This window comes from Amycolatopsis benzoatilytica AK 16/65, assembly GCF_000383915.1.
GTDB lineage: Bacteria > Actinomycetota > Actinomycetes > Mycobacteriales > Pseudonocardiaceae > Amycolatopsis > Amycolatopsis benzoatilytica.
Genome location: NZ_KB912942.1, coordinates 6086431 through 6110653, shown reverse-complemented (window position 1 = coordinate 6110653; position 24223 = coordinate 6086431). Strand labels below are relative to the sequence as shown.

Below are 24223 nucleotides of genomic sequence, written 5' to 3'. Positions count from 1 at the left end.
GGGGCAGGGCACTGGTATTGCCTCGTTACGCTAGTTCTCGTGTGTGGAATCGTGGGATACGTCGGACACCGCCCGGCCCTGGACGTCGTGCTCGGTGGGCTCCGCCGCATGGAATACCGGGGCTACGACTCGGCGGGGGTGGCGGTGCTCGACGGCGCCGGCGCCCTGAACGTCGAGCGGAAGGCCGGCCGCTTGGCCAACCTGGAAGCCCGGCTCGACGAGGTCGGTCGCGACTCGTTCGCCGGCACCGCGGGCATGGGGCACACCCGGTGGGCCACGCACGGCGCGCCGGTGGACCGCAACTCGCACCCGCACCGGGACACGTCCGGGCGGGTCGCGGTGGTGCACAACGGCATCATCGAGAACTTCGCCGCGTTGCGCGCCGAGCTCGAGGCCGAGGGCATCGAGATGGCCAGCGACACCGACACCGAGACCGCGGCCCACCTGGTCGCCCGCGCGTACTTCGGTGGCGAGACCAAGGGCGACCTGCCGGCCAGCGTCGCCGCCGTCTGCCGCCGCCTGGAGGGCGCGTTCACGCTGGTCGTGACGCACGCCGACGAGCCGGACACGATCGTCGCGGCGCGCCGGTCGTCGCCGCTGGTGGTCGGGGTCGGCGAGGGCGAGCACTTCGTCGCCTCGGACGTCGCGGCGTTCATCGAGCACACCCGCGAGGCGGTCGAACTCGGCCAGGACCAGCTGGTCGTCATCACCCGCGACGGCTACCAGGTCACCGACTTCCACGGCGACGCCGCGCAGGCCAAGCCGTTCACCGTCGACTGGGACCTGTCGGCCGCCGAAAAGGGCGGCCACGAATACTTCATGCTCAAGGAGATCGAGGAGCAGCCGGAAGCGCTGGCGAACACCCTGCGCGGGCACTTCGAGTCCGGCCGGATCATCCTCGACGAGCAGCGCATCTCCGACCAGGACCTGCGCGACGTGGACAAGGTCTTCGTGATCGCCTGTGGTTCCGCGTACCACTCCGGCCTGGTCGCCAAGTACGCCATCGAGCACTGGTGCCGCCTGCCGGTCGAGGTCGAGCTGGCCTCGGAGTTCCGCTACCGCGACCCGGTGCTGGACCGGGACACCCTGGTGGTCGCCGTTTCGCAGTCCGGCGAGACCGCGGACACCCTCGAAGCCGTCCGGCACGCGCGGGAGCAGAAGGCCCGGGTGCTGGCGGTCTGCAACACGAACGGCGCGCAGATCCCGCGCGAGTCCGACGCGGTGCTGTACACGCACGCCGGACCGGAGATCGGCGTCGCGTCGACGAAGGCGTTCCTCGCCCAGATCGCCGCGAACTACATGGTCGGCCTGGCGCTCGCGCAGGCGCGCGGCACCAAGTACCCGGACGAGGTCGCCCGCGAGTTCGCTGAACTGGAAGCCGCGCCGGCCGCCGTGCAGAAGGTGCTCTCGACGGTCGGCCAGACCCGTGAGATCGCACGGCGCATCGCCGACTCGCGCGCGGTGCTGTTCCTCGGGCGGCACGTCGGGTTCCCGGTGGCGCTGGAAGGCGCGCTGAAGCTGAAGGAACTCGCGTACATGCACGCGGAGGGCTTCGCGGCCGGCGAGCTGAAGCACGGTCCGATCGCGCTGATCGAAGAGGGCCTGCCGGTCGTCGTCGTGATGCCGTCGCCGAAGGGCCGCGCGGTGCTGCACTCGAAGCTGGTGTCGAACATCAGCGAGATCCAGGCGCGCGGTGCGCGCACGATCGTCATCGCCGAGGAGGGCGACGAGACCGTGCGCCCGTTCGCGGACGAGCTGATCGAGGTGCCCGCGGTGCCGACGCTGCTGCAGCCGCTGGTGTCCACCGTGCCGCTGCAGGTGCTGGCCGCGGAGATCGCCAGTTCGCGCGGTTACGACATCGACAAGCCGCGTAACCTGGCGAAGTCCGTCACGGTCGAGTAATCGGGAGGCCGCCGCCGTGCAGGGAATCTGGACTACCGAACGGATTCGCGCGGCGGAGAACCTGCTGCTCGCGCGCACGGCGGACGGCGAGCTGATGCGGCGTGCGGCGTTCGGGCTCGCGACGCAGGTAGCCGGTCTGCTGGCCGAGGACACCGGTGGAGTGTCCGGCCGGCGGGCGGTGCTGCTGGTCGGTTCCGGCAACAACGGCGGCGACGCGCTGTGGGCGGGCGCTTTCCTGCGCCGGCGAGGCGTCTTCGTGACCGCGGTACTGCTCAATCCGGAGAAGGCGCATGCGGCGGGGTTGACCGCGTTGCGCCGCCATGGCGGCCGCGTGGTGTCGATTGTGGACAGTCCACAGTGGATCGCGCAAGCGGACGTGGTGGTGGACGGGATCGTCGGCATCTCGGCGCGGGGTCCGTTGCGGCCGGACGCGGCTGAGGTGGTCGCGCGGGTCGAGGCTCCGGTGGTGGCGGTGGATCTGCCCAGCGGGGTGGATCCGGACACCGGCGCGGTCGACGGTCCGCATGTCACTGCCGCGCGCACGGTCACCTTCGGCGCGCTGAAACCGGTGCACGCTCTCGCTCCGCAGGAGTGCGGCGAGGTAGTGCTGGTGGACATCGGACTGCGGCCGTGGCTGGGCGAGCCGGATCTGCACCGGCTGGAGTTGGCCGACGTCGCAGCGGCGTGGCCGATTCCCGGGCCGTTCGACGACAAGTACAGCCAAGGCGTGGCCGGGATCGCGGCCGGGTCGGCGACGTACCCCGGGGCGGCGGTGCTCGCGTCCGGGTCCGCGGTGCGCGCCACCGCCGGGATGGTCCGCTACGCCGGGCCCGCCGCGGATGTGGTCCGCGCGCGATGGCCGGAGATCGTCGCGACCGGCTCAGTTGCCGATGCCGGACAGGTGCAGGCGTGGGTGGTCGGTCCCGGCATCGGTACCGGCGGGGACGGGCGCGAGGTGCTGCGGCACATCCTCGGCCAGGGCGTTCCGGTGTGCGCGGACGCGGATGCCACCACGATCATCGCGCGCACGCCGGAGGTGCTGGACGCCCGCGATCCGGACACGCCGCTCGTCCTCACTCCGCATGCCGGCGAGTACGAACGGCTGATGGGGCGGCGTCCGGGCGCGGACCGGGTGGCGGCGGCGCGCGAGGCGGCGAAAAAGTACGACGCCGTGGTCCTGTTGAAGGGTCATTGCACAGTCGTCGCGGCCCCGGACGGCCGCGCCGCGGTGAATACTCCGCGTGGGTCGTGGCTCGCGACCGCTGGGTCTGGGGACGTGCTGACCGGGTTGGTCGGCTCGCTGCTCGCGGCGGGGCTCGACCCATGGCTCGCCGCCGCGGCGGCCGCCCAGGTGCATTCGCTGGCCGGTGCGATCGCCGCCGAGGACGCGCCGACCTCGGCGTCCGGCTTGGTGGAGGCGATCCCTGCCGCGCTCCGGCTGGTCCGCGCTGCTTCCCGCTGACCAGAACGCGCCCCAATGTGGCATTGGGTGCGTCAGATGCACCGAATGCCACATTGGGTGCGTCGCATGCACCGAATGTGGCATTGGGGTGCGGTGTGGCGGGGCGGTGGGCGAGAAGTTATCTAGTTATGTGTTAACTCTGGCGGTGATATCTGGTAAGAAAGGCGTGTGAGTCGAGACACGTCAGGGCGGCCGAAGACGCGCCCCTCCGACGCCGCCGTCGGGCAGCGGCGGCAGGAGATCCTCGACTACGTCATTGACCAGGGCGAAGTCCGGATCGACGACCTCACCGCACGGTTCGGCGTCAGCCTGATGACGATGCACCGCGACCTCGACGAGCTGGCCGAGCGGCGGCTGCTGCGGAAGCTGCGCGGCAAGGTCGAGGCGTACCCGGCGCTCACCATGGAGTCCGCCAGCCGGTTCACGCTGCACTCGGCCGAGAAGGACGCATTGGCCGAGCTGGCGATCCAGCAGGTCGAGCCCGGCCAGACCGTCTTCGTGGACGACTCCACCACGCTGTTCCCGCTGGTCGAGCGGCTTGCGCGGGTCGAGGGCCTCACCGTGATCACCAACTCGCTGCAAGCCGCGCGGCTGTTGGGCAGCGGGGTCGACGTAGTGATCGCCGGCGGCCATTACGACCCTGAGTACGACTCTTGCTCCGGTCCGGACGTGCTCGCGTTGCTCGAACGCACCCGCGCGGACGTCGCCTTCGTCTCGGTCAGCGCGGTCGCGGTGGGCCGGCTGTTCCACCCGGTCCGCGACTACGCCGAGCTGAAGAAGGCCGTGCTGCGCTCCGCGAACCGCAACGTGCTGGTGCTCGACCACTCCAAGTTCGGCCGCACCGCCACCTATGCGCACGGCACGGTCGGCGACTACGACCTGTTGATCACTAGCGAAGCCACTCCGACCGAGGAGATCGAGGCCGCGCTGAACGCCGGCACGGCCGTCGCGACGGCGGAGTACGTCGAGGAGGGTCAGCTTTATGACTGAGCTGGTGGCAGGAGTCGATTCGTCGACCCAGTCGACCAAGATCGTCGTCTGCGACGCGCGCACGGGGGAAGTCGTGCGCACCGGTCGCGCGCCTCATCCGGACGGAACTGAAGTCGACCCGGCAGCCTGGGCGCAAGCGTTTGCGGAGGCCACCCGCGACGTACTCGACGGCGTGCGGGCGATCGGCATCGGCGGTCAGCAGCACGGCATGGTCACGCTGGACGAAGCCGGCGAGGTGGTCCGCCCGGCTTTGCTGTGGAACGACACCCGCTCCGCGCAGGCGGCCAAAGACCTCACCGAGGAACTCGGCGGCCCGGGCGTCTGGGCCAAGCAGGTCGGGCTCGTTCCGGTCGCCAGCTTCACCGTCACGAAGCTCCGCTGGCTCGCCGAGCACGAGCCGGAGAACGCGGACCGGGTGGCGCGCGTCCTGTTGCCGCACGACTGGCTGACCTGGCGGCTGCTCGGCCAGCCCGAAACCGCGGTGACCGACCGCGGCGACGCCTCCGGCACCGGTTACTTCTCGCCGACGGACAACGCCTACCGTCCGGAGATCCTGGCGCACGCGTTCGGCGGCCGTACGCCGGAACTGCCGACCGTGCTCGGGCCGTCCGACGTCGCCGGGCACACCAGCGACGGCCTGCTCGTGTCCGCGGGCACCGGCGACAACATGGCCGCCGCGCTCGCGCTCGAACTGGCGCCGGGCGATGCGGTGATCTCGATCGGCACCAGCGGTACCGTCTTCGGCGTCGCCGAGGCAGGCGCGGCGGACGCCAGCGGGCTGGTCGCCGGGTTCGCCGACGCGACCGGCCGGTTTCTCCCGCTCACCGCCGCGCTCAACGCGGCCCGCGTGCTCACCGCGGGCGCCGGGATGCTCGGCGTCGACCTGCCGGAGTTCGATCGGCTCGCGCTGGCCGCCGAGCCGGGTGCGGACGGGCTCACCCTGCTTCCCTACCTCGACGGCGAGCGCACTCCCAACCTGCCTGGCGCGAGCGGTTCGCTGCATGGGCTGACCAGGGCGAACATGACGCCGGAGAACCTCGCGCGAGCCACCGTCGAAGGCATGTTGTGCGGTCTCGCCGCCGGCCTGGACGCGGTGCGCGCCCAGGGTCTGACGGTCAAGCGAGTGCTGCTCATCGGCGGCGGCGCGCAGTCCGCCGCGGTACGTGCCATCGCCCCGGTCGTGTTCGGCGTCCCGGTGGTGATTCCCGAGGTCGGCGAGTACGTCGCGCTCGGGGCCGCCCGCCAGGCTGCCTGGGCGCTCGCCGGCACCACTGAACCGCCGCTGTGGCAAGGAACTGAAACCCGGCTCGTGCTGGACGAGCCGGCCGGGGCGCTGCGCGCTGCGGGCATCGAGATCCAGCACCGCCACCTCGAGGCGCGCGAAGCCGTGCACGGGGTTCCCGCGAAATTCGGAGAGGACTGACCGATGGCCACTATCACCTACGACAAGGCGACCCGGCGCTACTCGGGGACCGAGCGTCCCGCCGTCGACGCGCTGGACCTGGAAATCGCCGACGGCGAGTTCCTGGTGCTCGTCGGGCCGTCTGGCTCGGGCAAGTCCACCGCGCTGCGGATGCTGGCCGGCCTGGAGGACATCGACGAGGGCGCGGTCTGGATCGGCGACCGCGACGTCACCCAGCTGCCGCCGCGTTCGCGCGACATCGCGATGGTGTTCCAGAACTACGCGCTGTACCCGCACATGACGGTCGCGCAGAACATGGGCTTCGCGCTGAAGATCGCCGGCCGGCCGGCCTCGGAGATCAAGCAGAAGGTGCTCGACGCGGCGAAGCTGCTGGACATCGAGCAGTACCTGGACCGCAAGCCGAAGGCGCTGTCCGGCGGCCAGCGTCAGCGGGTCGCGATGGGCCGCGCGATCGTGCGGGAACCGCAGGTGTTCCTCATGGACGAGCCGCTGTCGAACCTCGACGCGAAGCTGCGCGTGTCGACCCGTACGCAGATCGCCGCGCTGCAGCGCCGCCTCGGCGTCACCACCGTGTACGTCACGCACGACCAGGTCGAGGCCATGACGATGGGCGACCGCGTCGCGGTGCTGTCGGACGGTCTGCTGCAGCAGTGCGACACTCCGCGCGCTCTGTACGACCGGCCGGCAAACGTTTTCGTCGCGGGCTTCATCGGTTCCCCGGCGATGAACCTGGTCGCCGCGAAGCTCACTGCGGACGGGGCCGAGGTCGCTGGCGTGCAGGTGCCGCTCACCCCCGCGGTTCGCGCCGCGGCTGACGGCGACACCGTCACCCTCGGCTTCCGCCCGGAGTCGCTCGAGGTCACCACCGACACCGCCGGCAGTGTGCCGATCAAGGTCGAGCTGGTCGAGGAACTGGGCTCGGACGCGTACGTCTACGGCAAGCTCGGCTCGGCGGTCGAAGAGACCGCCGAGGGTTCGTCGCGCAACGTAGTCGCGCGCGTCGACCCGCGCACCCCGCCGGCCATGGGCGACACCCTGCACCTGCGGATCCGCCCGGACGAGCTGCATGTGTTCTCCGGCACCTCCGGGCAGCGGCTCTCCTGAAGCCATGACGTGGGAAACTGGCAGTCGTTATGACTGCCAGTTTCCCGCATTCCGAGACCGTCATCGATCTCGGCGCAGTGCGGCACAACCTTTCCCTGCTGGCCGCCCGCGCGGCCGGTTCCGCTGTGATGGCCGTGGTCAAGGCCGACGCGTACGGGCACGGCGCGGTGCCGGTGGCCCGTGCCGCGGTCGAGGCCGGGGCGACCTGGCTCGGTGCCTGCTCGCTGCAGGAAGCGCTCGCGTTGCGCGCTGCCGGGCTGTCCACCCGGCTGTTCAGTTGGCTGGACGTGCCGGAGGCGGATTTCGCGCCCGGCCTCGAAGCGGATGTCGACCTCGGCGTCAGCTCGCTCGGCGAGCTGGCCCGGGTCGCTGCCGCGGCCGAGCGCACCGGAAAGCGCGCTCGCGTGCACCTCAAGATCGACACCGGGCTGTCGCGCAACGGCTGCCCGCCCGCCGACTGGCCCGCGCTGGTGGACGCGGCGGCGCAGGCGCGCGGCGTCGAGGTGGTGGCCGTGTGGTCGCACTTGGCGTGCGCCGACGACATCGGCCACGCGTCTATCGACGCACAGGCGAAGGTGTTCGCCGAGGCGTACGACGCGGCCCGCGCCGCCGGGCTCGACCCGATCCGGCACCTGGCGAACTCCGCGGCCGTGCTCACCCGGCCCGATCTGCACTTCGACCTGGTCCGCCCGGGCATCGCGATGTACGGCCTCAACCCGGTGCCGACCGACGACGACCTGCGCCCGGCGATGACCTTCCGCTCCGAGGTCGTGCTCACGAAGCGGGTGGCGGCCGGCAGTTCGGTGTCCTACGGGCACACCTGGACCGCGCAGCAGGACACCACGCTCGCGCTCGTGCCCACCGGGTACGCCGACGGCGTGCCGCGTTCGCTGTCCGGCCGGATGGAGGTCTGGCTCGGCGGACGGCGGTGTCCGGTGGCCGGCCGGGTCTGCATGGACCAGCTGGTGGTGGACTGCGGCGACGACGCGCCCAAGGCGGGCGACGAGGTCGTCCTGTTCGGCGCCGGCCGCTCCGGCGAGCCGACCGCGCGCGAATGGGCTGACAAGCTCGGCACCATCGACTACGAGATCGTCACCTCGATGTACCGGCCGCGAGTCGTGCGCCGGTACCTGGGGGAGCGGGCGTGAATCCGTCGGCGCGGCTGTGGGCGATCGCGGGTGGCGTCGGGGCGGTGGTGACCGGCGCTGCCGCGGCGGTGGTCGCGACGCAACAACGCAAGCCGGCTGAAGACCCGCTCGCGGACGAGCCGTTAGGCGAGCTGAAGCCGGACCGGATGTCGACGGTCGCCGCAGAGGACGGTACGCCGCTGTCGGTAGAGGAGATCGATCCGGAGGACGGCGAACCCGCTGAGCTGACACTCGTCGGCGTACACGGCTTCGCGCTTTCGCGGCGCTCGTGGCACTTCCAACGGCGCGACGTCGCTTCGCTGCGGTTGCCGCGCGTACGCCAGGTCTACTACGACCATCGCGGCCACGGTCTCTCCGGAGAAGCGTCGGAACACACGTCGACCATCGAGCAGCTCGCGCACGACCTCGACAGCGTGTTGCGCGCGATGGTGCCCGAAGGACCGATTGTCCTCATGGGACATTCCATGGGCGGCATGGTGATCATGGAACTGGCTGCGCAACGGCCGGACCTTTTCGAAGAACGCGTATGCGGTGTCGCGTTCATCGCGACCGCGGCCGGCGAAGTCGGTGCGCGCGGGTTGCCGCGACCGTTGCTGTCCAAGTACAACCCGCTGACGCGCGGCGTCGGCGGACTTGCTGGCTGGCAACCAGGGCTGGTGGAATTCGTCCGCGCGGCCGGCGGTCAGCTCACCCGGCAAGCCGTGCGACGGCTGGCCTTCGGCAGTCGGGACGTTTCACCGCGGCTGGTCGACTTCATGCTGGAAATGCTGGCGGTCACGCCGGTCCGCGGGTTGACGAACTTCGTCGGCACTCTCGGCAGCCACAACCGCTACGCTGCGCTGGCCGGGCTCAAACACGCGCACGTGCTGGTGATCGGCGGCGACTCGGACCGGTTCACCCCGTTCGCGCACGCGGAGCGGATCGCCGCGGAACTGCCCGACGCCGAGCTGGTGCGCGTGCGCGGGGCCGGGCACATGGTGCAGCTCGAACAACCCGAGCTGGTGAACAGCCATCTCATCGATTTGGTGCAGCGGTGCGGCGGCAGCGCCGCACCGAACCGGCGGAACTGGTGGTGGACAAGGTGATTCTGGAAACCCCCGAGGACACGATGGCTTTCGGGCGGGCGCTGGGCGCGGTGCTGCGCGCGGGCGACCTGGTGCTGCTCGACGGTCCTCTCGGGGCAGGCAAGACCACACTGACCCGCGGCATCGCGGACGGCCTCGGAGTCGGCGGCCGGGTCAGCTCGCCGACCTTCGTGCTGGCCCGGGTGCACGCCGCGGGCGCGGCCGGGGTGCCGCTGATCCACGTGGACGCTTACCGGCTCGGCGGCGACCTGACCCAGCTGGACGACCTCGACCTGGACACCGACCTGGAATCGTCGGCGGTGGTCGTCGAGTGGGGCGAGGGCAGCGCGGAACGGCTCTCCGAGGACCACTTGGTGGTCCGGCTGACCCGCCGCGACGACGACACCCGGACCGTCGTGCTGGAACCGCACGGTTCGTGGACGGACCGGGTGGACGAGCTGCAGGCCGCCTGAGCGGCACTCACGCGCCAAAAGCCGTGAAGGGCCCCTTTGAGACTTGGATTCCCGGAAGGGATCCTTCACGGCCGGTCGGCTGACGGAAAGATCAGACCGACTGTGCCTGTTCCTCTGTGGACAGTGCGGGTGCCGAGCCGGGCAACGGCTTGCGCGAGGTCTCCTTCAGCTTCGTCAACGTCAGCACGCCGACGACCCCGGCGATCATCAGGTAGTACCCCGGCCATTTCAGGTCGCCGGTCGCCAGCACCAGCGCGCTCATCACCAGCGACACCGTCCCGGCGAACGCCGACACGAAGATGTTGAACGAGATCGACAGCCCGCCGTAGCGGACCTCGGTCGGGAACAGCGCGGGCAGCGTCGACGGGCAGGTCGAGGAGAAGCAGATCAGCAGCAGTCCCATCAGGACCAGTCCGAGCAGCACCGCGGTCAGCGAACCGCTCTTGAGCAGCAGCACCATAGGGAGGCCGAGCACGATCAGCCCGCCCGCGCCGACCCAGAGGATCGGCTTGCGGCCGATCTTGTCGCTGAGCTTGCCCAGCAACGGGATCAGCAGCACGCCCAGCCACAGCACGCAGATCTGCAGCCATTCCGCCGCGGTGGCCGAGATCGCCTGGCCGCCGTGCGCGGACATGGTGCGTTCGTCCTTGAGATACGTCGGCAGGTAGCTGGTGAGCATGTAATTGGTGACGTTCCAGGTCACCACGAGGCCGCCGGCCAGCACCATTGTCGGCCAGTACTTCGCGAAGATCGTCCGCACTACGTGCTTGGCCTCGGCGTCCTCGCGCTTGCCGGACTCGTCGAGCAGTTGCTGGAACGCCGGCGTCTCTTCGAGCTTCGTTCGCAGGTAGACCCCGACGATGCCGAGCGGCAGCGCCACCATGAACGGGATCCGCCAGCCCCAGGTGTCCATGAAGGCAGGCGTCGAGACCAGCGGCAGCACCGAGGACACGGTCGCGCCCAGCGCGTATCCGATGAAGGTGCCGAACTCCAGGAAACTGCCGAAGTAGCCGCGTTTGCGGTCCGGGCTGTACTCGGCGATGAACGTCATCGCGCCGGCGTACTCGCCGCCGGTGGAGAAACCCTGCAGGATCCGTGCGCAGACCAGCAGGATCGGCGCGGCCAGCCCGATCGAGGCGTACGACGGGATCAGGCCGATCAGGAAGGTGCCGGTGGCCATCAGGATCACCGTCACCGCGAGCACCTTGGTCCGGCCGATCCGGTCGCCGAGCGGGCCGAAGAACAGGCCGCCGAGCGGACGCACCAGGAACGCCACCGCGAACGTCGCGAACGTCGCGAGCTGGGCTAGCGCGGGATTGCCAGGCGGGAAGAACTGCGCCTCGATGGTGGTGGAGAGGTATCCGTAGACCCCGAAATCGAACCACTCGGTGATGTTGCCGACCGCTGCCGCCCCGACGGCCCGGCGCATCGTGGCGCTGTCTGTGACGGTGACGCCGCCCGACGGCCCCCTCCCGTCCGCTGCCTCTGTCACATCGCTCCCTTCGCTTCTCAGGCTCCTTGATCCGGAACCCACCGATCAGCACGTACCGCGATCGAGAGGAAGCCTAACGTGACGCGTCTCACCCTCGCAGGGGGTTGGCGGCGGTAACACGCGTCCGGGACCATGCGCTTGAACAGGGAGAACCTGGAAAATCACCCGTGAGGAGGAGCCGAAATGACGGCAGTATTCGTGGCCATCGCAACATGTGCGACGGCGGGAGTCGCGGTCGCGGCTTCCCTTGCGTCCTACGCGCAGCGCAACTGGCGCAGCCGCGCCTAAGGCTCGACGATCCCGACGGCCAGGCCGAGGCCGACCAGGTCTTGCGGGCGCAACCGCAGCTGGTCGGCTACGGCCGGGATCTCGGTCATCGGCCGTTTCAGGATCGCTGCCGCGGCCTCCGGGGAAGTGACCGAGAAGTACGCGTCGGGCGCGATCCAGGTCGTGCCCGAGGCGGCGAACGCCAGCGCGCCGCCGGATCCGCCTTCGCCGATCACGAGCGTGGTGACCGGCACCGCGGCGGTCGCGATCGCTTCGAACAGCTCCGCGATCGCCGGTCCGATGCCGTTCCCTTCCGCGTCGGCGTCGTTGGCTGCGCCGGGTGTGTCCACCAGCGTCAACACCGGGATTCCTAGCCGCGACGCCAGCCGGACCAGCCTGGCAGCGGTGCGGAAGCCCGCCGGACGGGTCGCAGTGCCGCACTGCGCTGCGTACGCGATTGCGCGTCCTTCTCGCCAGCCGAAGCCGCACTGCACGCCTTCGTCGACATGGCCGACACGGTCGCCTTGGATGTTCTCTCGCCAGTCGAAGTAGGTGTCGAGGTACTCCGGGGCGCGCGCTCGCGAAGAAGCGCGCGCCCTCCGTACGGCGTCCCACCCGGTCTCGGGTAGCGCGACGGCGCGACGGGCCGCAGGCGGGGGAGCGGGCTCTGTCGATCGTGAGGACAGCAGCTGTAACCATCGCACGAGTACGTCGCGAAGCTCCTCAGGCTCCACGAGACGGTCGACCTGACCCCACTCCAGCTTCGCTTCGACGCTGTACGCCTCCGAAGGCGACGATGCCGGCCGTACTCGAGAGCCCGCGAAGCCCACCTGCGCGTACGGCAGACCGAGCACGACGTCGGAACCCGCGCCGAGCGTCGCCCAGCCGCCACCGGTCGACGGGTCGCGCAGCACCGAGAGCTGTGCGATGCCCGCCGCGCGGGCTTCGGCGGAGGCGCGTGCGATCCGCTGCAGCTGAGAGAGGGCGCGCATCCCGTGCTGCATCCGGCTGCCGCCGGTCGCGACCAGCGACACGACGGGCAGTCCGCGCTCCTTGGCGTGCGCGAAGGCGGCTTCGATGCGGTCGCCGGTCTGCTGGCCGATCGAACCGCCGAGGAACCCGAACTCCCACGCGATCAGCACGGCAGGCAGGCCGTCGATCCGAGCCTCGCCGACGATCGCCGATTCGGTCTCGCCGGTGCGCACGGCCGCCTTGGCGTGGGCTTCCGGGTAGCCCGGCCATTCGATCGGATTGTCGGCCACCGGGTGCACCGTCGACAGCTCGGTGAACTCGGCGGCGAGCTCGCCCAGCAGCTCGCGTGCGGAGCCGGTCATCCCAGCGCTCGCTTCATGACCTTGCCCATGTCGTTGCGCGGCAACGCGTCCAGGTACCGCACGACCCGCGGCCGCTTGTGCGGGGCGAGAAGTCTCGCGACATGGTCGGCGAGCTGCTCGACGGTCGGCCGCTCGCCGGCTGGCACCACCCAGGCGACGATCCGCTCGCCGAGGTCGTCGTCCGGTTCGCCGGTCACCGCGACCTCGGCGACGTCCGGGTGTTCCAGCAGCGCGTTCTCGATCTCGCCGGCGCCGATCTTGTAGCCGCCGCTCTTGATCAGGTCAGTGGCCTTGCGGCCGACGATCCGCACGTACCCGTCCGGGTCGCGGGTGGCCATGTCGCCGGTGCGGAACCAGCCGCCGTCGAGCGCGGCGGCCGTCGCGTCCGGCCGGTTGAGGTATTCGGTGAACAGGTTCGGCCCGCGGACCTGGATCTCGCCGACCGTGTCCGGCTCGCTGATTTCGGCTCCGGACTCGTCGATCAGCCGCAGTTCGACCCCGGCGAGCGGGACGCCGACCGAACCCGGTTTGCGCTCGCCGTCCGCGCGGACGCTGGTGTTCATCAGCGTCTCGGTCATCCCGTAGCGCTCCACGACCTGCTGGCCGGTCGCGGCGGTGATCCGCTGGTGGTCGTGCACCGGCAACGCGGCCGAGCCGGACACGAGCAGCCGGGCGGACTTGAGCGCGCCGGCGAGCGCTTCGTCGTCGGCGACCGTCTCGGCGATCCGGTGGTACATCGTGGGAACGCCGAACAGCATGGTCGCGCCGTTCGCTAGTTCCCGGGTGACGCCTTCGAGAGAGAACCGGCCGAGGTGGCGCACCGAACCACCGCGGCGCAGCGGGCCGAGGATGCCGAGGATCAGGCCGTGCACGTGGAACAGCGGCAGCCCGTGGACGAGCACGTCGTCCGCGGTCCACTGCCAGGCGTCCTCGAGCGCGTCGAGCGTGGTCGAGATCGCGCGGCGCGGCAGTACGACGCCTTTGGGCGGGCCGGTCGTGCCAGAGGTGTAGACGATGAACGCGGGCGCTTCCGCGTCCGGTTCTTCACTCGGCGGCGCGCCTTCGCCGGTCAGCGGAATGTCGCGCCTCGGCAGGGTAAGCGCGGCGGGCAGTTCGACGCCTGGCTCGGCGAGGACCAGCTCCGGCTTGCTGTCGGCGAGGATGTGCGCGAGTTCGCGCTCGCCGATCTTCGGGTTCAGCGGCACGACCGCGACCCCCGCGAGCAGCGCGGCGACCACCGCGACGCTGGTGTGCACTGTCGGCGTCGCCCACACCGCCACCCGCCCGGCGGGAAGCTCCGCGGCCAGCGCGCCGGCGACCGAGCCCAGTTCGGCGTAGGTCAGCTTCCGGTCGCCGAAGCGCAGCGCTTCCTTCGCGGATCCGGCGGCGACTGCGGGGAAAAGCGGATCGGGCACTTCGCGGACCTCCTGCGTCGCCGGCACCTGGAATCGCACCGTACCTCGTGCCCGGGCCCGATTCACAGCAACGGCGCTGGGCTTTGTCCGGTGAGGTGGTCGAGCAGCGCGTGCATCCGGGTGACCATGGTTTCGTACCGGGCCGGGGCCACGTTCACGTAGCGCTCGCCGCCGTCGGTGGTGGAGAAGGAAAACAGGTACCGGCCGTGGTCGGTGTCGTAGTACGTGCAGACGTCCGGCCCGCTGGTCCGCCGCCCGCCGAGGCCGTCCCGGGTGGCGGCGGTGATCTGGCCGCCGCCGTGCCGGGGCAGCGCGGCGATGTCGAGCACGAGCCGCGCGTCGTGGCGGGCCGGTCCGCCGTCGATCGCGAGCTGCACCGCGGATTCGGGAACTGACACTGCCGGCCCGTCCGCGGGCGGGACCCGGGGCAGTTCCCGGACCAGGCTGTCCGCGATCGCGTCCGGCCGGGCGGGCCGGATCACAACGGTGCTGGTGGAGGGCATGTGACAGGCGAGCACGGCGTCCTTGCCGGAAGCGGCGACGAGCAGCCGGTAATGCCGGTCGCGGCCGCTTTCGACGGTCGCGGACAGCTCCGTGGTGCCGCGGCACAGCACGGTCATGGTCCGGACGAATGCCTCGTCCGGACCGCCACGACCCCACACGCCTTGGCTGGCCATGGCGTCGACCGCCGCGTCGCGGTACGCGCGGTCCTCTTCCGGGTCGCGCCAGAGCACGTCAGGAGACAGCGAGGAGGGGAGCGAGACCCCGGCCAGCTCTGCCGCGAGCGGCAACGAGTCGGCCGGAAGCACCACCTCGCGCGAAAGCACGAGCATCGTCAGAGACCGATCACCGGCGGGACCGCCTTGGGCAGCTCGCCGATCAGCGCGGCGTCCGGGTCCTGTTCGACGAGGTAGTCGGCGGTCTCGTGGACCAGGTCGTCCTCGCCTTCGCCCTTCTTGCCGTGCCCCATCGCGCCGCCCATGCCCGACGCCCCTGGACGACCGGCCGCACCGGCCACGCCGCCCTTGCCGCCGACGGCCTCGGCATTGCCGACCGACCCGGCGCCGGTGCCCGCACCCGCGCCGCGGCCGAGGCTGTTGCCCGCGCCGCCGCTGCCGCCCGGACCGCCGGTGGAGCCGCCGCGCCCGCCGCTGAAGTCGCTGCCGCCGGCTCCGCCGAACGGACCGGTGACCCCGGGCGCGTAGAGGCTGTTGCTGTTCCCGCCGCCCCCGCTGGTCGGGTTCGGCCCGGTGCCGTTCGGCGACCAGGGGTTGACCGGGTTGGTCGTGGTGACGTCCGGCGGAACGTAGCCGGACGTGGTGGTCTCCTCCGTCCCGCCCGAATGCCGGACCGGCGGGTCGACCGGCGGGTGAGCCGGCGGAACGTCCTTCGGGCCCCACGGATGCGTGTCCGACGGCGGCAGGGCTCCCGGCGGACCGGTGCGGTCGTTGGTGTGGTCGGTGGCGGAACCGGTGCTAGTGCTGCCGGTGCTGCTGGTGGTGCTGTTGCCGCCGCCGGCGTAACCGTCGTTGGGCATCGACCCGCCGCCCGGCAGGTAACGCGTGGGCAGATGCCCGGTGCCGGTGCTGCTCGGCTGGGTGACGGTGAAGTCGCCGCCGGCCGAGGGCAGAGCGAGCTCGCCGTACTGCGAGGGGTTCGTCCATTGGGCCGAGTTGTCCGAGGACTGGGAGTGATAAGTACTGTAACTGTCAGTGACGATCTGGGCCTTCTTGTTCCATGCGTCGATCTCGTCGGCTCGATTGGACATGAAGGAAAGCGGGGTGTCGGAGACCCAGTCGTTGGCCGGCTTGTCGCCGAGGTCTCCAACGCCCTGGATCTTGCTCTGCAGAGAGTTGAAGGAACCGCCCTGGCCCTGGTACAGGTCCTGGGCCTGCGCGAGGTGCTGCCCGCTTGTCTGGGATGCCTGAACCAGCGGTCCGGCGCCGGCGTAGGCCTGGCCGGCCGAGTCGCCCTGCCAGAACTCGCTCATCGAGCTCTGCAGCCGGCGCATCTCGCCGGCGATCTGCTCGTGCTGCGCGGACAGCTGGGCGGACTGGTCGGAGCCCTGGTACAGGCCGACCGAGCCCTTGCCGGACTTGACCAGGCGAACGATTTCCTGCGGACTGAGGTTGGCCATCACGCACCTGCCTTGATAGTGGCGACCGCCGCGGCGGCGGCCTTCGCGGCCAGCGAGCACGGGTCGCGGTAATCCGGCGACGTTTTGTCGAGCAAGACCGAAGAGGTGAGGGTCTCGTCGTCTTTGATGCCGACCACGGCCTGGCAGCCGCCGTTTTTCCGGTCGTCCGACGGCGAGGTGTACACCGCGGGGTAGCCGTTCACGTCCGGTGCGACCTGGAAGTAGCCGGCGGCACTGTCGCGGTACGCGTAGGAACTAGCGAGTCCGCCCTGTCCGGGGACCAACCCGACGGCGACGCTGTTGCTGTCGGCATCGTTCCAGGTGCAAATGGGTCCGACCAGGCCTTTGCCCTGCCGGTTGCGGACCGACTTGATCACCTCGGTCGCCTGGGCCGAGCTGAGCAGTGCGCACGGGTTCTGCTCGTACTTGGCGGCATCCAGCGGGGCGTTCACCTTCGGCACGCTGGGCGACGAGCTGGACGGCGCGGCGGACGCGGCCGGTGCCGGGGTGCCCGGCGTCGAGGAACAAGCAGCCGTGGCAAGCAGCAGGAGGCCGACGGCCGGGCCGGCCGCGATGCGTGTCTTCACTCGGGTCATCCCTGCTTGCGGAGGCTGTCGGTGTTGGCCTGATCCTGCGCCGCGGTCTTGTCGATCGCTTCTTGCAGCTTGCTCGCGTAGCCCTTCGCGTATTCGTATTGCTGCCGCAGGCTCTTCAAGTACGCGTCGGCGTGCATGTCCGCCGCCTTTTTCTGCATCGAGCTGGCCGGGTCTTCGGCAGGCGGGGGCACGACTCGCAGCTGGCCGCCGGCGGCGATCATGTCGCTCAGCTTGTCCGCGATGCTCTGCCACTGGGGCTGGAGCTTCTTCATCGCGTCGATGTCCATGTGGAACCCGCCGCCCGCGGCGGCAGCGTTGACCTTGGCGTCCTCGGCCGCGCGGCGCTGGTAGACGTGCACGCCGTTCATGTTCATCGCTTCGCCGAACTGCTCGTCCTGGCGGTCGCGAAGGGCCTGCTCTTCCGGGTCGACGTACCCGGCGCGCCCGTCCGCCGGATTGCTCGAGCTGGACGATTCGCTGCTGGACGACTGGCCGTTGCCCACGATCACGCTCCCCCTAGTACCCGGCGGCAGCGTCTATCTCTGCCGACGTTCGGACTCAGCTTAGTCGCCGACGGTTCCCAGTGCGGACAAAATCCCCTAGCCGGGCAGGGGAAGTGCTCACTTACCGCAGTGATCGCCGCCGGTCCGGTCACTTTCCGTATCCGGTCGGCGGTGCCCTCCCGCCCCCGCGTCCCGTCGGGTCCAGGGCTACCCTGGGAAATCGTGCTGGTATTGGCGATCGACACGGCGACCCCGGCGGTGACCGCGGGCATCGTTGCCGTCGACGAGGCGGAGCTCGTCACCCGGGCAGAGCGCGTCACGGTGGACCCGCGAGCGCACGGCGAGCTCATCGCGCCCCACGCGATGGCTGCGGCGGAAGAGGCTGGCGTCACGCTGCGCGAGCTCGACGCGATCGTCTGCGGCGTCGGGCCTGGCCCGTTCACCGGGTTGCGCGCGGGCATGGCGACGGCTGCTGCGTATGCGCACGCGCTCGGCATCCCGGCGTACCCGGTGTGCAGCTTGGACGCGATCGCCGCCGATGTCGTGCGTACAGACAAGCCGTTCCTCGTCTTCACGGACGCGCGGCGGCGCGAGGTCTACTGGGCTGCGTATGACGCTTCGGGCGTGCGGGTCGACGGTCCGCAGGTACAGCGTCCGGCGGAGGTCGAGACGGACATTCGCGTCGCGGCGGGCGACGGTGCGTTGCAGTACGCCGCCGCGGTAGGCGTGGTGCCTATTGAGCCGCGGTTCCCGTCACCGGCCGGGTTGGTGCGCGTGGCGCGTACGGCGCTTCTCGAGCGCGCGGAGCCCGAAGCGCTGACGCCGCTGTACCTGCGTCGCCCGGACGCTGTTGAGCCGACCGCGCGCAAGAGGGTGACCGCGCCGTGAAACTCGACCAGTTGCGCCGCGCTGATGTCGCGAGGTGCGCGGAGATCGAGAAGATCCTCTTTCCCGGCGACGATCCGTGGAGTGCGCGCGCCTTCCAGTCCGAGCTGGACCAGGGCTACTACTACCTGGCCGCTCGCACCGACGACGGCGAGACGCTCCTCGGCTACGCGGGCCTCGCGGTAGTGGGCCGCCGCGGGGATTACGAGGCGGAAGTGCACACGATCGGCGTGGTACCGGAGGCGCAAGGGCAGGGCATCGGCAAGGCGTTGCTGCGTGCGCTGCTGACCCGCGCCGACGAAATGCGCGCGCCGGTGTTCCTTGAGGTGCGCACGGACAACGACCCTGCCGTGAAGCTGTACGAGGCACACGGTTTCGAAAAGCTGGGTATCCGGAAGCGCTACTACCAGCCCTCCGGTGCCGACGCGTTCACCATGGCCCGCCCCGCGCAGGCCCCGGCACGAGACGAGGTGGCCGGCTGATGGCGCGCGTCATCATGGGCATCGAAAGCTCCTGCGACGAGACCGGCGTCGGCCTCGTCCGGCTCCACGACGACGGTTCGGTGGAGCTGCTGGCCGACGAGGTCGCGTCCAGTGTGGACCAGCACGCCCGGTTCGGCGGGGTCGTGCCCGAGGTCGCCAGCCGGGCGCACCTCGAAGCGATGGTGCCGACCGCGGAGCGGGCCTTCGCGACCGCCGGCCTCAAACTGTCCGATGTGGACGCGATCGCGGTGACCGCCGGCCCGGGGCTCGCCGGTGCGTTGCTGGTCGGCGTTTCGGCGGCGAAGGCATACGCGACGGCGTTGGACGTCCCGCTGTACGGCGTGAATCACCTGGCCGGCCACATCGCGGTCGACACCCTGCAGCACGGGCCGTTGCCGTCGCCGGTGCTGGCGCTGCTGGTGTCCGGCGGGCACACCCAGCTGCTGCGGGTGGACGACATCGCGTCCAAGATCACCGAGCTTGGCTCCACTGTGGACGACGCGGCGGGGGAGGCGTACGACAAGGTCGCGAGGGTGCTCGACCTGCCCTATCCGGGCGGTCCGCCGATCGACAAGGCGGCCAAGCAGGGCAACCCGAAGGCGATCGCGTTCCCTCGCGGGATGACCGGTCCGCGGGATGCGAAGTTCGACTTCTCCTTCTCCGGCTTGAAAACCGCGGTGGCGCGCTGGGTGGAGAACGCCGAGCGGGCCGGTGACCAGATCCCGGTGAACGATGTCGCCGCATCGTTTCAGGAAGCGGTCGCCGACGTGCTCACCGCGAAAGCCGTCAAGGCCGCCCACGAACAGGGCATCGGCACGCTGGTGATTTCCGGAGGGGTGGCAGCGAATTCGCGGCTGTCCGAGCTGGCTGCCGAACGGTGCGCGGCAGCCGGGATCGAGCTCCGGGTGCCCCGGCCGAAGCTTTGCACGGACAACGGAGCGATGATCGCGGCGCTGGGTGCGCACGTCGTCGCGGCGGGCCGGGCGACCGCGCCGCTGGACTTCTCCGCGAACCCGGGGTTGCCGGTGGAGATCGTGTCGCTCTGACCTCATGCGGCAGAGCCGGTTCTAACCGGCTTCTTCGCTCACCAGGCTCGCCGCGGCGCGAGAGTGGCCCAGCAGAGTCTCGATCGCCAGCACGGATTTCGTTGCCGCGGACCCGTCCCCATACGGGTTCGCGGACGCGGCTGCTCGCAGCTGCCCGCCGAGAATGCGCGCGGCAAGCGTGGTGATCAGCTCCGGTTCCGTGCCGACCAACCAGGCGCAGCCGGCGTCGACCGCTTCCGGCCGCTCCGTGGTGTCCCGCAGGACCAGCACCGGGGTGCCGAAGGTCGGCGCTTCCTCTTGAATCCCACCGGAATCGGTCAGCACCAGCGACGCCAACCGCAACGCGCGCACCAGATCCGGATACTCCAGCGGTTCGGTCACGGTCACCCGCTCGACCCCGCCCAGCTCCTCTTCGACCTGCGCCCGCACTGCCGGATTCGGGTGCACCGGAAACAAGACCTGCACGTTCGGATGCTCGTCGACGATCTGCCGCACCGCGGTGAGCGTGCGCGTCAACGGCAGTCCCCAGGACTCCCGCCGGTGCGACGTCACCAGTACCAGCTGTTCGCCCGCCTCGGCGATCTCCATCTCCAGCAACGCGAGCGCCGGGTCTCGCGCGGGCAGGTCTCGCGCGGCCACCGCCAGCACCGCGTCGACGACCGTGTTGCCAGTGAGCGTGATTCGTTCCTCCGGAACGCCTTCGGCACGCAACGCGACCGCCGCCGCGGTGGTCGGAACCAGGTGCAGCGCCGCGATCCGCGAGATCATCTGCCGCGTTCCCTCCTCGGGGAACGGCGAAGTCAGATCGTGCGTACGGAGCCCGGCTTCCAGGTGCACCACCGGGATGCCGAGCCAGAACGCGGCGAGCGCGCCGGCCAGTCCGGTCGTGGTGTCGCCCTGCACGACGACCGCGGCCGGTTCGGACCGGCGCAGCGCCGCGTCCAGCGCGGGCAGCAGGCCGGACACCAGTTCCGCCTGGGTGCCGGTGACCCGCGGCGGGATGTCCAGCCACGCGTCGACAGTCACCCCGAAGGGCGCCAGCGCCTGCTCGACCATGCCCTGGTGCTGTCCGCTGTGCACGACGAGCGGACGCAACCCGGGGTGCGCGTCGAGCGCCAGCGCGAGCGGCGCGAGTTTGACCGCTTCCGGCCGGGTTCCGGCCAGCAGCATCACGTCCACCATCTTCACCCTCTCGAGTGTCCCGGAAAACCGGGCTGCCGGCGGCGTGACCGCCGGCAGCCCGGGACTTCAGCCGTCCAGGCGGGCGAACCGCCGGTTCCGGCGGCGCACGGCGACCAGTGCGGCGACCCCGAGGATCACCAGCAGGACGCCGAGCGCGAGCCACCAGCCGACGTCGGCGCCGGTGGCGGCGAGGGTGCCCACTCCGCCACCGGCGACGCCGACCCCGGCACCAGGCAACTTGTACATCGATCCATCACCTCACGAGGGTCAGGCAGCCGAACGCCGGCGGCTGAATCGCAGGCCGACCGGCACCGCGATCGCGGCGAGCACGCCGAAGCCGACCCACATGCCGGTGCCCGAAGCGAGCGGCATCGGGGGAGCGGCCGGGCCGCAGGTCGCCGACGACAGGACCACGTCGCCCGAGCCGAGAGCGCCGAGCGCCTCGCCGCCGAGCAGTTTCAGGTGCAGCGCGTTGACCGTGAGGCTGCCGTCCTTGTTCTTGATCTGCTCGTTGAGGATCAGCGTCGCGATGTGCAGCGGGCCGACGTTCACGGCGAGCTGGGTGTTCGCCGCCGGGGTGGCGTCGACCTTGCCCAGGCTGCCGAGGTTCGCACCGACCAGTGTGCTGCTGCCCTTCACGCCTTCCTGTGTCGCGGTGCACACCGCTTCGACGGCCTTCGCGCCGACGTTGCCGAGCGCGGCCTTGAGCAACGGCAAACCGACGTCGGCGGTCGACGCCTTCGACGTCACGGAGCCGGAGTTGTCGTCGCGCACGGCGGACGTGTTGATCACGCCGGTGGACAGCACGCCGGGCACGTTCGCGGAGACCGCGGTGTTGTGCGTCGGGCCGTTGGTGTTCGCCGCCGCGAGCGGGCCGAGCGTCACCGCGGGCTGCCCGAGCAGCGTCACTTTGACGTCGACGCCGTAGGCCGACCCGTCGCCGGGAGCGGCGCTGGCCGGAACGGCACCGGCCAAGGCGATGCTCGCCACGACCGCGGCGATCGCTCCGCCCCGTCGCACGAGGTGTCTCTTCACTGGTCCTCCGATTTTCTCTGGGCGAGCCGCGGCACGGACGAAACCCGCTGAAACCTTGAGTCGGCACGCGGATCGGTTATCGCCGGGAGTTTCAGAAATGGCACAGATTTTTCCCTCGACCACCGGATCGAGTGATAGAAATTCGCTTTGTCCCAGGTCGGGTAAACGTTCACTCGAACGGCCTAGCAAGATTGCGGCGGATCGTGCCGAAGGCTGCTCCGGTGTCTCCGGAATGGGGGCAGTCCGGTGCAGGGAGGAAACTTCGTGGCTTAAGCTCGCCGTGGGGTCCGCTTCGTTTCCGCTGGGTTTTCGGCTGAGAGGGTCGTCGTGGCTGCTGTCCATGTTCCGGTGACTGGTTCACGCAAGTTCCCGCAGCGTATCGCGCTGTTCGGAGTGCTCTGCGTGCTCGTCGCCGGAGTGCTGCTGGTGCTCGTGGAGCGCGCGTACCGCGAACTCGAAGTGCACCTGGCCGGTGCCATCCTTCGCGTCATCACCTCATCGGGTGTATATGTCGCCGGAAACCGGGAAACGGTCTACTTCGGGTTGACTGGCGATACTCCATTCGGGTTGCGAATGACGCCAGAATGCTCCTCGGTATTCCTGCTGCTGCCGTTGCTATTAGTAACCGCGGTGCTGCTCTGGTTCCGGCCGCGGAATGCCCGGCGGCTCCTTTTTGCGCTGGGAATTTCCGTGATCGCGGTGATTCTGGTTAATCAGTTACGGATCCTGACGATCGTCGGCCTCGTCAACGCCTTAGGCACGGACGAGGGCTATTACTGGGGGCACACCCTGCTCGGCTCGATGGTCAGTGTCATCGGCGGCGCGATCTCCCTGGTGCTGTTCGTGTGGCTGTCCACGCGCAAGACGAAGGCCGAGAAGCAGGCCGCGGCGTGAGCGACTCCGGCCTGAAGATCCTGCTGTCGGTCACGCAGGCGTTCGCGCTCACCATGAGCGTCGCGTTCCTGGTGTACGTCGTGCTGATCGTGGTGCCCTACCTGCGCCGCAAACCCGCCCCGGTCGGCGATCCGGCCGACTTCTCCTGGCACTTCTTCGTTCCGTGCCGGGACGAGGAGGTGGTGATCCGCGAGACCGTGCGTTACCTGCGCGGCACGTTCCGCCGCGCGCACGTGTGGGTCGTCGACGACGATTCCGACGACCGGACCGCGCGCGTGGTCCGATCGGTCTGGCGGCGCAACGGCGGCTACGACGCGAACCTGCACCTGGTCGCCCGCGAGCGCCCGGAAGCCCGTACTGGCAAGGGAGACGCGCTCAACGCCGCCTACCGGGAACTGGACGACTGGCTCGGCCCCAACGCCGACCGGGACCGGGTGGTCGTCGTCGTGGTCGACGCGGACGGCCGTCCCGCGCCCAACTGCCTCGAAGTGTGCGCCGCGGACCATTTGTTCGGCGACGAGACCATCGGGGCCGTCCAGCTCGACGTGCGGATGAGCAACGTGCACGGCCGCGCGCCGGGCCGCACCTGGTTTTCCCGGGCGTTCGGCCTGAAACTCGCCCAGCTGCAGGACCTGGAGTTCCGCACCGCGATCGCCGCCATCCAAACCTCGCGCGGCTTCACCGGCACGATCTCGATGGGCGGCAATGGGCAGTTCACCCGGCTGTCCGCGTTGGACTCGATCGGCGGCGGGGAGATGGCCCCGTGGCGAGGCTCCCTGCTGGAGGACTTCGAACTCGGCGTGCACCTGCTCACCGCGGGCTGGCGCACCGGCTTCACCCCGGACTCCCACGTGGATCAGGAAGGGCTGTACAGCCTGCGCAGGTTCCTCGTGCAGCGCACCCGGTGGGGGCAGGGCACCATGCAGTGCATGCGGTACCTGCGCCGGATCTGGGACTCGCCGCACGTGTCCACTTTGGGCGCCGCGGAGATGATGTACTACCTTGCGCAGCCGTGGATGCAGCTGCTCGGCTCGCTGCTCTACCCGGTTCCGTTCATCCTGCTCCTGGTCAACACGGCCGGCGATCCGGGCCAGGTGTGGACGTGGTTCACCGGCGGCGCTTGGATCCTCTTCGCGATCTACGGCTCGTTCGGACTGCTGCCGTTCGTGGTGTGGGGGCCGATCTATCAGATGAAATGCCTGCGCAGCAAGAACATCTTCCGCGGGATCGGCATGGGGCTGCTGTACGCGCTGTACATCTACACCTTCTACATCACGTCCTGGCGCGCGCTGTTCCGGTTGGTGCGTGGGCGTAACGGGTGGGCGAAGACTCGGCGGAACACCGAGACGAGCGCGGGCGTGAAGGTCGCCCTGGACGCGTGACGGCCCG

General features: G+C 70.2%; 23 protein-coding genes. 13 read left to right on the top strand and 10 right to left on the bottom strand.

What is annotated here, in order from left to right:
* The first annotated feature begins 39 nt into the window (after positions 1-39).
* The 8 genes from glmS (at position 40) to tsaE (ending at position 9566) form a co-directional block, all read left to right on the top strand.
* Positions 40-1902, top strand: a complete 1863-nt coding sequence (gene glmS / locus AMYBE_RS0128190; protein ID WP_027928101.1) for a glutamine--fructose-6-phosphate transaminase (isomerizing) — start codon at positions 40-42, stop codon at positions 1900-1902.
* A 16-nt stretch (positions 1903-1918) separates the two neighbouring features.
* Positions 1919-3364 carry a bifunctional ADP-dependent NAD(P)H-hydrate dehydratase/NAD(P)H-hydrate epimerase gene (locus AMYBE_RS0128185; RefSeq protein WP_020662753.1) on the top strand — a complete coding sequence of 482 codons (1446 nt, stop codon included), beginning with the start codon at positions 1919-1921 and terminating at the stop codon, positions 3362-3364.
* 168 nt (positions 3365-3532) lie between these two features.
* Positions 3533-4354 (top strand): DeoR/GlpR family DNA-binding transcription regulator, encoded by an 822-nt coding sequence (locus AMYBE_RS0128180; RefSeq protein WP_020662752.1) that lies wholly within the window; start codon positions 3533-3535, stop codon positions 4352-4354.
* Positions 4347-5777, top strand: coding sequence for a xylulokinase (gene xylB, locus AMYBE_RS0128175; RefSeq protein WP_020662751.1), 1431 nt, complete (start codon positions 4347-4349; stop codon positions 5775-5777). Before AMYBE_RS0128180 ends, xylB begins: the two co-directional genes overlap by 8 nt.
* 3 nt (positions 5778-5780) lie before the next feature.
* Positions 5781-6881, top strand: a complete 1101-nt coding sequence (locus tag AMYBE_RS0128170) for an ABC transporter ATP-binding protein (protein WP_020662750.1) — start codon at positions 5781-5783, stop codon at positions 6879-6881.
* 29 nt (positions 6882-6910) lie between these two features.
* A complete protein-coding gene (gene alr / locus AMYBE_RS0128165; RefSeq protein WP_020662749.1) occupies positions 6911-8029 on the top strand; it encodes an alanine racemase in 1119 nt (372 codons plus the stop codon).
* Positions 8026-9114 carry an alpha/beta fold hydrolase gene (locus AMYBE_RS0128160; protein WP_020662748.1) on the top strand — a complete coding sequence of 363 codons (1089 nt, stop codon included), beginning with the start codon at positions 8026-8028 and terminating at the stop codon, positions 9112-9114. The genes alr and AMYBE_RS0128160 overlap by 4 nt, the downstream gene beginning before the upstream one ends.
* Positions 9063-9566 carry a tRNA (adenosine(37)-N6)-threonylcarbamoyltransferase complex ATPase subunit type 1 TsaE gene (gene tsaE / locus AMYBE_RS0128155; RefSeq protein ID WP_020662747.1) on the top strand — a complete coding sequence of 168 codons (504 nt, stop codon included), beginning with the start codon at positions 9063-9065 and terminating at the stop codon, positions 9564-9566. Before AMYBE_RS0128160 ends, tsaE begins: the two co-directional genes overlap by 52 nt.
* Before the next feature lie 91 nt (positions 9567-9657).
* Here the strand turns inward: tsaE and AMYBE_RS0128150 are convergent, their stop codons facing one another.
* From AMYBE_RS0128150 to AMYBE_RS0128120, 7 genes are all read right to left on the bottom strand, one after another.
* Positions 9658-11058 (bottom strand): MFS transporter, encoded by a 1401-nt coding sequence (locus AMYBE_RS0128150; protein WP_020662746.1) that lies wholly within the window; start codon positions 11056-11058, stop codon positions 9658-9660.
* 284 nt (positions 11059-11342) lie between these two features.
* A complete protein-coding gene (locus AMYBE_RS0128145) occupies positions 11343-12659 on the bottom strand; it encodes a carboxyl transferase domain-containing protein (protein WP_020662745.1) in 1317 nt (438 codons plus the stop codon).
* A complete protein-coding gene (locus AMYBE_RS0128140) occupies positions 12656-14074 on the bottom strand; it encodes an acyl-CoA synthetase (protein WP_027928099.1) in 1419 nt (472 codons plus the stop codon). The genes AMYBE_RS0128145 and AMYBE_RS0128140 overlap by 4 nt, the downstream gene beginning before the upstream one ends.
* 62 nt (positions 14075-14136) lie before the next feature.
* Positions 14137-14907, bottom strand: a complete 771-nt coding sequence (locus AMYBE_RS0128135) for an ESX secretion-associated protein EspG (RefSeq protein ID WP_020662743.1) — start codon at positions 14905-14907, stop codon at positions 14137-14139.
* Positions 14908-14909: 2 nt separating this feature from the next.
* Positions 14910-16211 (bottom strand): hypothetical protein, encoded by a 1302-nt coding sequence (locus tag AMYBE_RS0128130; RefSeq protein ID WP_020662742.1) that lies wholly within the window; start codon positions 16209-16211, stop codon positions 14910-14912.
* Positions 16211-16807: a DUF3558 domain-containing protein gene (locus AMYBE_RS0128125; protein ID WP_020662741.1), complete on the bottom strand. Its 597-nt coding sequence runs from the start codon at positions 16805-16807 to the stop codon at positions 16211-16213. The genes AMYBE_RS0128130 and AMYBE_RS0128125 overlap by 1 nt, the downstream gene beginning before the upstream one ends.
* Entirely contained in the window at positions 16804-17316 is a 513-nt protein-coding gene (locus AMYBE_RS0128120) for a hypothetical protein (protein ID WP_020662740.1), read from the bottom strand. The genes AMYBE_RS0128125 and AMYBE_RS0128120 overlap by 4 nt, the downstream gene beginning before the upstream one ends.
* A gap of 216 nt (positions 17317-17532) precedes the next feature.
* On the opposite strand from AMYBE_RS0128120, the gene tsaB reads away from it, so the two are divergent.
* The 3 genes from tsaB to tsaD are packed head-to-tail and all read left to right on the top strand — an operon-like array spanning position 17533 to position 19723.
* Positions 17533-18198: a tRNA (adenosine(37)-N6)-threonylcarbamoyltransferase complex dimerization subunit type 1 TsaB gene (tsaB, locus tag AMYBE_RS0128115; RefSeq protein ID WP_020662739.1), complete on the top strand. Its 666-nt coding sequence runs from the start codon at positions 17533-17535 to the stop codon at positions 18196-18198.
* Entirely contained in the window at positions 18195-18677 is a 483-nt protein-coding gene (gene rimI, locus AMYBE_RS0128110; RefSeq protein ID WP_020662738.1) for a ribosomal protein S18-alanine N-acetyltransferase, read from the top strand. Before tsaB ends, rimI begins: the two co-directional genes overlap by 4 nt.
* A complete protein-coding gene (gene tsaD, locus AMYBE_RS0128105; protein WP_020662737.1) occupies positions 18677-19723 on the top strand; it encodes a tRNA (adenosine(37)-N6)-threonylcarbamoyltransferase complex transferase subunit TsaD in 1047 nt (348 codons plus the stop codon). The genes rimI and tsaD overlap by 1 nt, the downstream gene beginning before the upstream one ends.
* A gap of 21 nt (positions 19724-19744) precedes the next feature.
* On the opposite strand, the gene wecB is transcribed toward tsaD, so the two are convergent.
* From wecB to AMYBE_RS0128090, 3 genes are all read right to left on the bottom strand, one after another.
* A complete protein-coding gene (wecB, locus tag AMYBE_RS0128100; RefSeq protein WP_027928097.1) occupies positions 19745-20902 on the bottom strand; it encodes a non-hydrolyzing UDP-N-acetylglucosamine 2-epimerase in 1158 nt (385 codons plus the stop codon).
* Positions 20903-20971: 69 nt separating this feature from the next.
* The gene (locus tag AMYBE_RS0128095; protein ID WP_020662735.1) at positions 20972-21151 is read right to left on the bottom strand and encodes an LPXTG cell wall anchor domain-containing protein; all 180 of its coding nucleotides are present in this window, start codon (positions 21149-21151) and stop codon (positions 20972-20974) included.
* Between the two features lie 21 nt (positions 21152-21172).
* Entirely contained in the window at positions 21173-21925 is a 753-nt protein-coding gene (locus AMYBE_RS0128090; RefSeq protein WP_281172110.1) for a choice-of-anchor protein CoaP, read from the bottom strand.
* Positions 21926-22333: 408 nt separating this feature from the next.
* Between AMYBE_RS0128090 and xrtP the strand changes: the two genes are divergently transcribed.
* Positions 22334-22834: an exosortase P gene (xrtP, locus tag AMYBE_RS0128085; protein ID WP_034289325.1), complete on the top strand. Its 501-nt coding sequence runs from the start codon at positions 22334-22336 to the stop codon at positions 22832-22834.
* Positions 22831-24216 (top strand): XrtP-associated glycosyltransferase, encoded by a 1386-nt coding sequence (locus AMYBE_RS0128080; protein WP_020662733.1) that lies wholly within the window; start codon positions 22831-22833, stop codon positions 24214-24216. The genes xrtP and AMYBE_RS0128080 overlap by 4 nt, the downstream gene beginning before the upstream one ends.
* The last annotated feature ends 7 nt before the right edge of the window (positions 24217-24223 follow it).